The organism is Pseudoalteromonas arctica (genome assembly GCF_012927645.1).
In the GTDB taxonomy this organism is placed as follows: Bacteria; Pseudomonadota; Gammaproteobacteria; order Enterobacterales; family Alteromonadaceae; genus Pseudoalteromonas; species Pseudoalteromonas arctica_A.
The window spans coordinates 90,105-98,839 of sequence record NZ_JABBMT010000012.1 but is presented as its reverse complement, the minus strand read 5'-3'; the positions used below and the strand labels follow the sequence as shown (position 1 = coordinate 98,839).

The window sequence follows — 8,735 nt, the reverse complement described above, 5'->3', positions numbered from 1 at the left end:
TCACTCAGTTTCAATTGAGACTCTAAATTTGTTTGCCTCACTTAGTAAACTAAGCTTGGCTGTTAGAACTCAATCTGTACGAGTGCCCACACAGATGATTGCTTTATATTGTTAAAGAACGTTGCGACGTTGTCGCTAGGGATGCGTATAATACATCCTTTATTTTTCGAGTCAAGACTTAATTTTAAACTTCCTTACGATGATTTAAACTCAAGTTTTATTTAACTCTCTGAGTTGTTTGTGCCCCGCTATGCGTTGGCGTTCCCCGTCTCAGTGGGGTCGCATTATAGGGAGATCCAAAAACAGATCAACACTTTTTTTGATCTTTTTTGATTTAATTGACTGTTCGAACAAATTTAGTACATAAAGGTGGTTTTTAATACAATAAAAGGGCTTTTACAGCCCTTTTATTACTTAACAATAAACTTCCAACCAGCTTTTGCTTGCTGTTTAGACTCTTGTTGGAGCTCACTTGCCATGAGCGGGTGAGCTTTTAGCCAATCATTTTCAAATATTAGTGTTAGAGCGTCATTATTAACAGTTAATACTAATTTTGGTAATACATCATCTTGGCGACGCATTGATAAGATCACTGCGATCCTAAGCAATCGTGTTACATACTGAGTAAGCTGAGCATGGCAGCCTAAATACTCAAAAACATTCTTTTGTAGATCTGAACGATGTGCATTCGCTACAGCCGCAATAATTTTATGCTCCGATTGTGAAAAGCCTGGCATATCGGTGTTTTCTAAAATATAAGCGGTGTGCTTTTGATATTGCTTATACTCAATTAACAAACCAATCTCATGCAATTGCGCAATCGCTTTTAGTAAAGGCAGCCCACTATTGTTGAATAGTGGCCACTGCTGGCTGACTTGAGCTGCGAGGTGACTGGCGAGTTCTGCAACTCGGTTCGCTTGTTTTTGATCGACATGATAACGGCTCATCAGGCCATCAACTGTGCGCTTTCGAATATCATGATTATGAAATTCAGGGATCATGTTATAGAGCACGCCTTCTCGAAGAGCTCCTCCTGCTAATCCCATTTTATCAATTTCAAACGCTTCAAATAAAGCAATTAAAATAGCGAGCCCTGACACAAAAACCAAACGCCTTTCTTCACTAAGGCCGGGTAAATCTAACTCTGCGATAGTCCCATAGGCAATAGATTGTTTTTTAATCTTGTTGAGTTTACCTAAACTCAATGTTTCATCGAGTGATTGTGCCACCATAATTTCTTGGATAGCTTGTACAGTACCCGATGCACCTGATGCAACTTCCCAACCTACCACTTTATAACTTGGCGCTATATCATCAATAACAACTCGTGCAGCTTTAATAGCGGCATTGAAATTAGCATTATTGAGTTGACAGTCTTTAAAGTAACGTTCCAGGTAGGTAACACAGCCCATGTTTAGGCTTTTGTAATGTAGTGCGTCGAACCCCTTACCTATTACGACCTCGGTACTGGCACCGCCAATATCTATTACTAGTTGGCGACCACTACATGAAGATGTATGCGCAACGCCTTTATAGATAGTGCGGGCTTCGAGTTCACCACTAATGACATTAATTTTGTGAGCAAGAATTTGCTCTGCTTTTTCTTTGAATTCATCAGCGTTGGTTGCTAGCCTCAAGGTAGCAGTTGCAACAATAGTTATGTTAGCTTTGGGAATATCTTGAAGACGCTCGGCAAACAGAGCCAAGCACTCCCAACCTCGTTGCATAGCTTCAGTGCTTAACAGATTATTCTCGTCAAGCCCTGCCGCCAATCTGACTTTTCGTTTAACTCGGCCTATGGTTTGCAGGCCGCCAGCAATTGACTTAGCGATCAACATATGAAAACTGTTAGATCCTAAATCAATTACTGCATAAATATTTTTTTGCGGTTCAAGTTGCCCCACCGTTCAAAAACCTCTAGTTACTACTACGACTATAACGACGGTCGAAATTACGACCGTGCTTTTTGATAACTATTATTTGGTCTACGTCCGCTGTTGTTACTACGACTACGTGAGCCTGTTGAATAATTACGCTTTCTATGAATAGTAGGCTTAGTTACATCATCAAGCAATGCACTTTTATCGTAATGTGATAAAGGAATGCTGTGCTCTATGTATTCTTCAATCTCATGAAGGTTATATGCGTACTGTTCACATGCAAAACTAATTGCCTTACCCGATGCTCCAGCGCGTGCAGTACGGCCAATACGGTGAACATAATCTTCGCAATCATCTGGTAAGTCGAAATTAAATACATGGCTTACTGCAGGAATGTGTAAACCACGAGCGGCAACATCCGTTGCCACTAGGAAGTCTAAATCACCTTTAGAGAATTGCGCTAAAATTGATTGACGTTTTTTCTGATTTACGTCACCAGTGAGCATTCCCACTCGGTGTCCATCAGACTTTAACCATGCATAAACCGTTTCACAGCTATGTTTAGTATTTGCAAACACAATGGCTTTCTCAGGCCATTCTTCCTCAATCAAAGTTAATAACAACTTAACTTTATCTTCTTGAGAAGGATGAAATAACTCCTCAACAATGCGTTTGCCAGTTTTCACATCGGGTTCAATTTGTACATGCTCTGGGTTTGTCATGTGCTCAAACGCCAGTTCTTGAACGCGATACGATAACGTTGCTGAAAATAATAAATTAAGGCGTTGTGATGTATCCGGCATACGGCGGAACATATAACGAATGTCTTTTATGAAGCCTAAATCGAACATACGATCGGCTTCATCAAGTACCACTACTTCGATTTCATTGAGGGTGTAACACCCTTGTTTATATAAATCGATTAAGCGCCCTGTGGTGCCAATTAAAATATCTACGCCTTTTTCTAGTTGAGCACGTTGTTTTTCGTAATCTTCGCCACCATATACTAAACCTAAGTTAAGATTACAGTGTGGCGCTAAAATTTTTGCATCTTTGTGGATCTGAATCGCAAGCTCCCGAGTAGGCGCCATGATCAGGGCTCTTGGATGTTTACTAGGTGCTTTGCTAGATTGTAATAACCGATGGCATGTGGCAGTTAAAAACGCCAACGTTTTGCCTGTACCTGTTTGTGCTTGACCCGCAATGTCGCGGCCATCACAAATAAAAGGTAGGCATTTAGCTTGTATGGGTGTGCAATATTCAAACCCACTTTCGGTTAACCCGGCAACCACTTCCGGTGCAATAGCAAAGTCTGAAAACTTTTTATCGGTCAAATGTGTCTTAGTCATAGCGTTTAAGCATAACGTTTAAACTTGCAATAAGAAACAAGAGTGTTTAAATACGCATTAAATAATTCGCCTAACTTATCGGAGAGCGCAATGAGCGAGAAAATTATTCAATTAACTGACGATGGCTTTGAAGCTGACGTATTACAATCAGACAAGCCTGTATTAGTTGATTTTTGGGCAGAATGGTGTGGACCGTGTAAAATGATCGCGCCAATTCTTAATGAAGTGGCAGAAGAGTTTGATGGCCGTGTTGTAATCGGTAAATTAAACATCGACCAAAATGCCGGCACACCACCTAAATTTGGTATTCGTGGTATTCCTACGTTACTTCTTTTCAAAGAAGGCCAAGTTGCGGCAACTAAAGTTGGTGCACTTTCTAAAACTCAACTCGTTGAGTTTTTAGAAAATAACATCTAAAAATATGCCTAAAAAAAGGGCAACCGCCCTTTTTTTAAAATTTTTTTGTATAAAGACTGGACGCCTAGCGAATGACCTGCTAGTTTATAAAGCCAACTAATCCTTAGTTTACCAACAAACCTCTCTCACTAATCAATATCGATTATATGAGCATGATAACTGTAATAAAGAACCCACCAATATGCATTTACGCGAATTAAAAGACAAGTCGATCAAAGAACTTGTAAACTTAGCTGAGTCCATGGGGCTCGAAAACGTAGCCCGCTTAAGAAAGCAAGATATTATCTTTGCTATCCTTAAAGCCCACGCCAAAAGTGGAGAGAATATTTTTGGCGGTGGTGTATTAGAAATCTTGCAGGATGGTTTTGGTTTCTTAAGATCATCAGAAGCCTCTTACCTAGCTGGTCCTGATGACATTTATATATCACCTAGCCAAATTCGTCGTTTTAGTATGCGTACTGGTGATTCTATAATGGGTCTCATACGTCCACCTAAAGACGGTGAACGTTACTTTGCATTACTAAAAGTAAACGAAGTAAATTTTGATAAACCTGAAAACTCTCGTACTAAAATCCTTTTTGAAAACCTTACCCCGCTACATGCAAACGAACGTTTACGTATGGAACGCGGTAATGGTAGTACAGAAGATATTACTGCTCGAGTACTTGATTTAGCCTCCCCAATTGGCCGTGGTCAACGTGGTTTATTAGTAGCACCGCCAAAAGCGGGTAAAACAATGCTACTACAAAATATTGCGCAATCAATTACCCATAACCACCCAGATGCAACCTTGATGGTATTACTTATCGATGAGCGTCCTGAAGAAGTAACTGAGATGCAGCGTCTTGTAAAAGGCGAAGTAATTGCATCAACGTTTGATGAGCCTGCGAGCCGTCACGTACAAGTTGCTGAAATGGTCATTGAAAAAGCAAAACGTTTAGTTGAGCACAAAAAAGATGTAATCATCTTACTGGATTCAATCACGCGTTTAGCACGTGCTTATAACACCGTAATCCCTTCATCTGGTAAAGTACTTACTGGTGGTGTTGATGCTAATGCCCTGCATAAACCAAAGCGTTTCTTTGGTGCTGCACGTAACGTTGAAGAAGGTGGTAGTTTAACTATTATCGCAACTGCGCTTATCGATACCGGCTCTAAGATGGATGAAGTTATCTACGAAGAGTTTAAAGGTACTGGTAATATGGAATTACACTTAAATCGTAAGATTGCTGAAAAGCGTGTATTCCCTGCGATCGACTTTAACCGATCGGGAACACGCCGTGAAGAATTACTCACTAAACCAGTTGAACTACAGAAAATGTGGATTTTACGCAAAATAGTTCATGAAATGTCTGAAATTGATGCCATGGAGTTTTTAATTGATAAACTTTCAATGAGTAAAACCAATGATGAATTTTTTGATTCGATGAAGCGCCAATAATTCTCTTTACTAGATTCTAAAATGCCTGTTAATACAGGCATTTTTTTCACCTATGCCTCAATCTCACTCCTATTATAAATTTGTTTTATTAATTACTTTATTGGTTAGGATTAGCTTACTTTTGACTAGCCTTAAAGTAACGAGCTTTTAAGCTTATACAGCTCTTTTAAGTCTGTTGTTGTGATAACTGGTTAATCAAATCATCAACTAACTTTTTTATGTCCGCATCACTGATGGGTTGATGTTTTTGTGATAAGAGCGCTTTATCTAAGCGCATCGCGGCATTAGCTACATCTGTTAATGAAAATATCTGTGCGGCACCAAGGATACGATGGCTATCTTGCTGTAATGCAATATACTCCTTTGCTGCAAGGTGCTGTGTAAGTGATTCTATTTCATCATCAAAGCTGGCAATAAAACTCGCCACTAAATCACTAATGTCAGGATTAGCTAAAGGTAGCGTGCTGGCGCTATTTAAATGCGCTGAGAGTGCCTGATAAAACGCATCTTTTTCTATTGGTTTGCTTAAATAGCCAGTAAATCCCATCGCTATATAATTAGCTATCTCATGGCTCATTGCATTAGCTGTTAACGCAAAAATAGGGTTATTAAAACCACACTTTTTTAACAGTTCAAATGCGCTAAGGCCATCCATTACTGGCATTTGTATATCTAATAAAACAACATCAGGAAATTCACTGAGACACTGTTCAACCGCTTGCTCACCATTACTTACTGAAATCACTTCAAGGCCAATTGACTTTAAAAAACGCGTTATTAGTCTACGATTGTCGGGATGATCTTCTGCTAATAATACTCGCCCAACTAGACCTTTAGTTGCGGCTGGTTTTGAGTTGTCGGTAGCAAGGAGGGTTGGCGCATACTCTTTGCATGGCACATTAAAAATAAACTCACTGCCTTTACCATACTCACTTTCAACACTAATATAACCCCCCATCATAATTGCTAATTGTTGGGAAAGACTCAATCCAAGTCCTGAGCCACCGAACCTGCGAGTTATAGTATTATCACCCTGTTGAAAACATTCAAAAATATTTTTTATTTGCTCTGTATTCATACCAATCCCCGTATCAATCACTTTAAAGCATACGCCTTGTTCCGTGTGATTAATATGCAGAGTGACACAGCCATGTTCGGTAAACTTTATCGCATTAGTCAGTAGATTTATTAATATTTGCTTAACGCGGATCATATCTAACTTAGTCCAATAGCTCGAGCCTAAGTGATTTTCTAATAACAGCGTTAAATCTTTGCTTTTAGCCTGCATACTCGACATAGCATAAACATCATTAACAACCTCCACGAGATCAAACTCGCTAACATGTAAATCTAAACGGTTTGCTTCTATCTTACTAATATCGAGCACATCATTAATTAAATCTTTTAAATGATCGCTATGCTTTTTAATAACTAACAATTCTGCTTGTAATTGTTGAGGCTGATACAAACCATGTAACAAGTCGTCTGTTTGCCCTAAAATAGCAGTAAGTGGTGTGCGTATTTCATGGCTGATATTAGCCAAAAATTGGCTCTTAACTTGATTCGCGGCACGTAGCTCTTGCGCCACATATTGTAATTCTTGAGTACGTTGTTCAACTTTTTGCTCTAATTGAGTTTTAGCCTTTTTTTCAATTGCACGGCGATATAATACCACTGCACAGGTCAATACCAACATCAGCACTATCGACAGTAAAATGGTTAACTGTGAACGTTTTTCAATCTTTAATTCTTGTAGACTACGCTCTTGTTTAAGCTGTTTAATTTCCTGGTTTAACTGATTCGACTGAAACTGAGACTGAAATACATTTAACGCTTTCATGACCTCTTCACTGGTTATGCTATGTTGATAATCAACAAACTGCTGATGCAAATGAATAGCTCGCTTATAGTCACCAGCACCAGCGCTTAATAATGCCTCGATACCTAAGCCATCTTGAATACGCAATTCATCTTTATATTCTTTGGCTAGTGATATTGATTGTTGTAAATTTTGCTCCGCAATCTCAATGTCCCCCATCACTAATTGCACTTTAGCTAAAACATGTAAAGAAGCTAACCGTAAAGATTGATTATCTATCTGCTGAGCGTATTTTTGAGCTGTTTTCGCGTGATACAAAGCAGTATCCAACTCATCGATTTTTAAATTTATGTTAGCTAGGTTTGTGTGCTGTACAGATAATTGATAGGCGTCATTAACACTTTGATAATAGCGTAAAGCAAGCTGGTAATAGTGCAGCGCTAATTGATTTTTACCCGACTCAGTATAAGCAACCCCCATATTACCATAGGCACGAGCAACTCCCTCTTCATCACCTAATTGCTGAAATACGTCGAGCACTTCGCGATAAATTTCGAGTGCCGAATCATAGCTAGATAAACGAATATAGATGCCCGCAATGTTATGAAGAATGTCGGCTCGGTCTTGTGCGCTACCATCAATTTCATAAAGTGCTTTTGCCTGCTGATAATAATCTAAAGCAAGCTCCATGTTATGCATATTAAAGTATGCAAGGCCAATATTACTCAATAAGTTGGCTTGTTTTAATGGACTCTTTAAACGCACCGCCAAGTTTAAAGCACGGCTGTAGTTAATTATGGCTTGTTGCAATAAACCTTGAAAATATTGTACTACACCTTGCATTTTTATAGCTCTAAAGTGTAGCTCAGGTAGCTTTTCAAATGTACTATGCTGCTCGAGTAGCTGAAAATAATACAATGCTTGGGGATAATTACTCAACTCAAACGCATGCTCTGCTAGACTAGAATAAATAGTAACTTGTTGTTGATTTGATAATTGTGTAGACAGTAATTGGGTTGCTAACCGTTGCTTTTCAGACCATTCATCTGTAACTTTGAATTGTTCAAAAAGTGCGATAGGTTGTTGAGCATTACCTGCTTGAGAAAAAACGCCAAGTACACTAATCGAACAAATAAAGAATAGGCGCTTAAACTGACCCAGCATAATTTTTTCCTTGGAACTTTGTTAGCAGTAGAAGCTATGATAGTTTAGTCAAGATACACCAATAACTAGACTGTAAACAATGCTTAACCCACTGATTGATGAGATTTTCGAGTTAATTTTAACGAAGCACATTTGGAAGATTCACACTTTAGCATTGAAATTATCTGAGCGTGGTGTAATTAATGACTTAGATACAGATCCATACCGTGACCTATTTAAACGTAACTTTTTAATTATGAATGCACTTTATCAGTTGCAACAACAACTGTTGCCAAATCAATATTTATTGGTAGCCAGTTTACATATAGAGCTCACCGATAATCCAGATAAAATAACCATCGCAGCGCATGACTCATTACAAGCGTACTATCTAGATTGGCAAAATTACGACGCCTCGATAACAGCAGTTAAATCACTATTAGATAACTTTTGGCATACTTTTCGTGCATCGCCAGCAATAACTACGCTTGACCAACAACAACGCCATACATTATTGAAGCGCTGGGAATTACCTGACGATTTTTCTATGCAGGTATTACAAAAGCGCTGGCGGCAGTTGGCAACACACTATCATCCAGATAAACAACATGGTAATGCAGAGCAGTTTAAACAGTTAAAAAATGAATATGAGCAGCTTAGGGCAAGCTGCTCAAAAACATCATAAG

6 protein-coding genes are annotated in these 8,735 nt (G+C 38.9%); 3 read left to right on the top strand and 3 right to left on the bottom strand.

Annotated features, from left to right (window positions below):
* Nucleotides 1-410: 410 nt before the first annotated feature.
* Entirely contained in the window at nucleotides 411-1,904 is a 1,494-nt protein-coding gene (gene gppA / locus HHO47_RS09865) for a guanosine-5'-triphosphate,3'-diphosphate diphosphatase (protein WP_169020152.1), read from the bottom strand.
* A 47-nt stretch (nucleotides 1,905-1,951) separates the two neighbouring features.
* Nucleotides 1,952-3,229, bottom strand: a complete 1,278-nt coding sequence (gene rhlB / locus HHO47_RS09860; RefSeq protein ID WP_169020151.1) for an ATP-dependent RNA helicase RhlB — start codon at nucleotides 3,227-3,229, stop codon at nucleotides 1,952-1,954.
* 90 nt (nucleotides 3,230-3,319) lie between these two features.
* On the opposite strand from rhlB, the gene trxA reads away from it, so the two are divergent.
* Nucleotides 3,320-3,646 (top strand): thioredoxin TrxA, encoded by a 327-nt coding sequence (trxA, locus tag HHO47_RS09855; RefSeq protein ID WP_145239901.1) that lies wholly within the window; start codon nucleotides 3,320-3,322, stop codon nucleotides 3,644-3,646.
* A 181-nt stretch (nucleotides 3,647-3,827) separates the two neighbouring features.
* Nucleotides 3,828-5,087: a transcription termination factor Rho gene (gene rho, locus HHO47_RS09850; protein ID WP_169020150.1), complete on the top strand. Its 1,260-nt coding sequence runs from the start codon at nucleotides 3,828-3,830 to the stop codon at nucleotides 5,085-5,087.
* 166 nt (nucleotides 5,088-5,253) lie between these two features.
* On the opposite strand, the gene HHO47_RS09845 is transcribed toward rho, so the two are convergent.
* Entirely contained in the window at nucleotides 5,254-8,070 is a 2,817-nt protein-coding gene (locus HHO47_RS09845) for a tetratricopeptide repeat protein (RefSeq protein ID WP_169020149.1), read from the bottom strand.
* A gap of 79 nt (nucleotides 8,071-8,149) precedes the next feature.
* Between HHO47_RS09845 and HHO47_RS09840 the strand changes: the two genes are divergently transcribed.
* A complete protein-coding gene (locus HHO47_RS09840) occupies nucleotides 8,150-8,734 on the top strand; it encodes a DNA-J related domain-containing protein (RefSeq protein ID WP_169020148.1) in 585 nt (194 codons plus the stop codon).
* The last annotated feature ends 1 nt before the right edge of the window (nucleotide 8,735 follow it).

Coding starts and splice junctions, on each gene's coding strand:
- rhlB (WP_169020151.1), bottom strand. CDS start 3,229: ATGACTAAGACACATTTGACCGATAAAAAGTTTTCAGACTTTGCTATT.
- trxA (WP_145239901.1), top strand. CDS start 3,320: ATGAGCGAGAAAATTATTCAATTAACTGACGATGGCTTTGAAGCTGAC.
- rho (WP_169020150.1), top strand. CDS start 3,828: ATGCATTTACGCGAATTAAAAGACAAGTCGATCAAAGAACTTGTAAAC.
- HHO47_RS09845 (WP_169020149.1), bottom strand. CDS start 8,070: ATGCTGGGTCAGTTTAAGCGCCTATTCTTTATTTGTTCGATTAGTGTA.
- HHO47_RS09840 (WP_169020148.1), top strand. CDS start 8,150: ATGCTTAACCCACTGATTGATGAGATTTTCGAGTTAATTTTAACGAAG.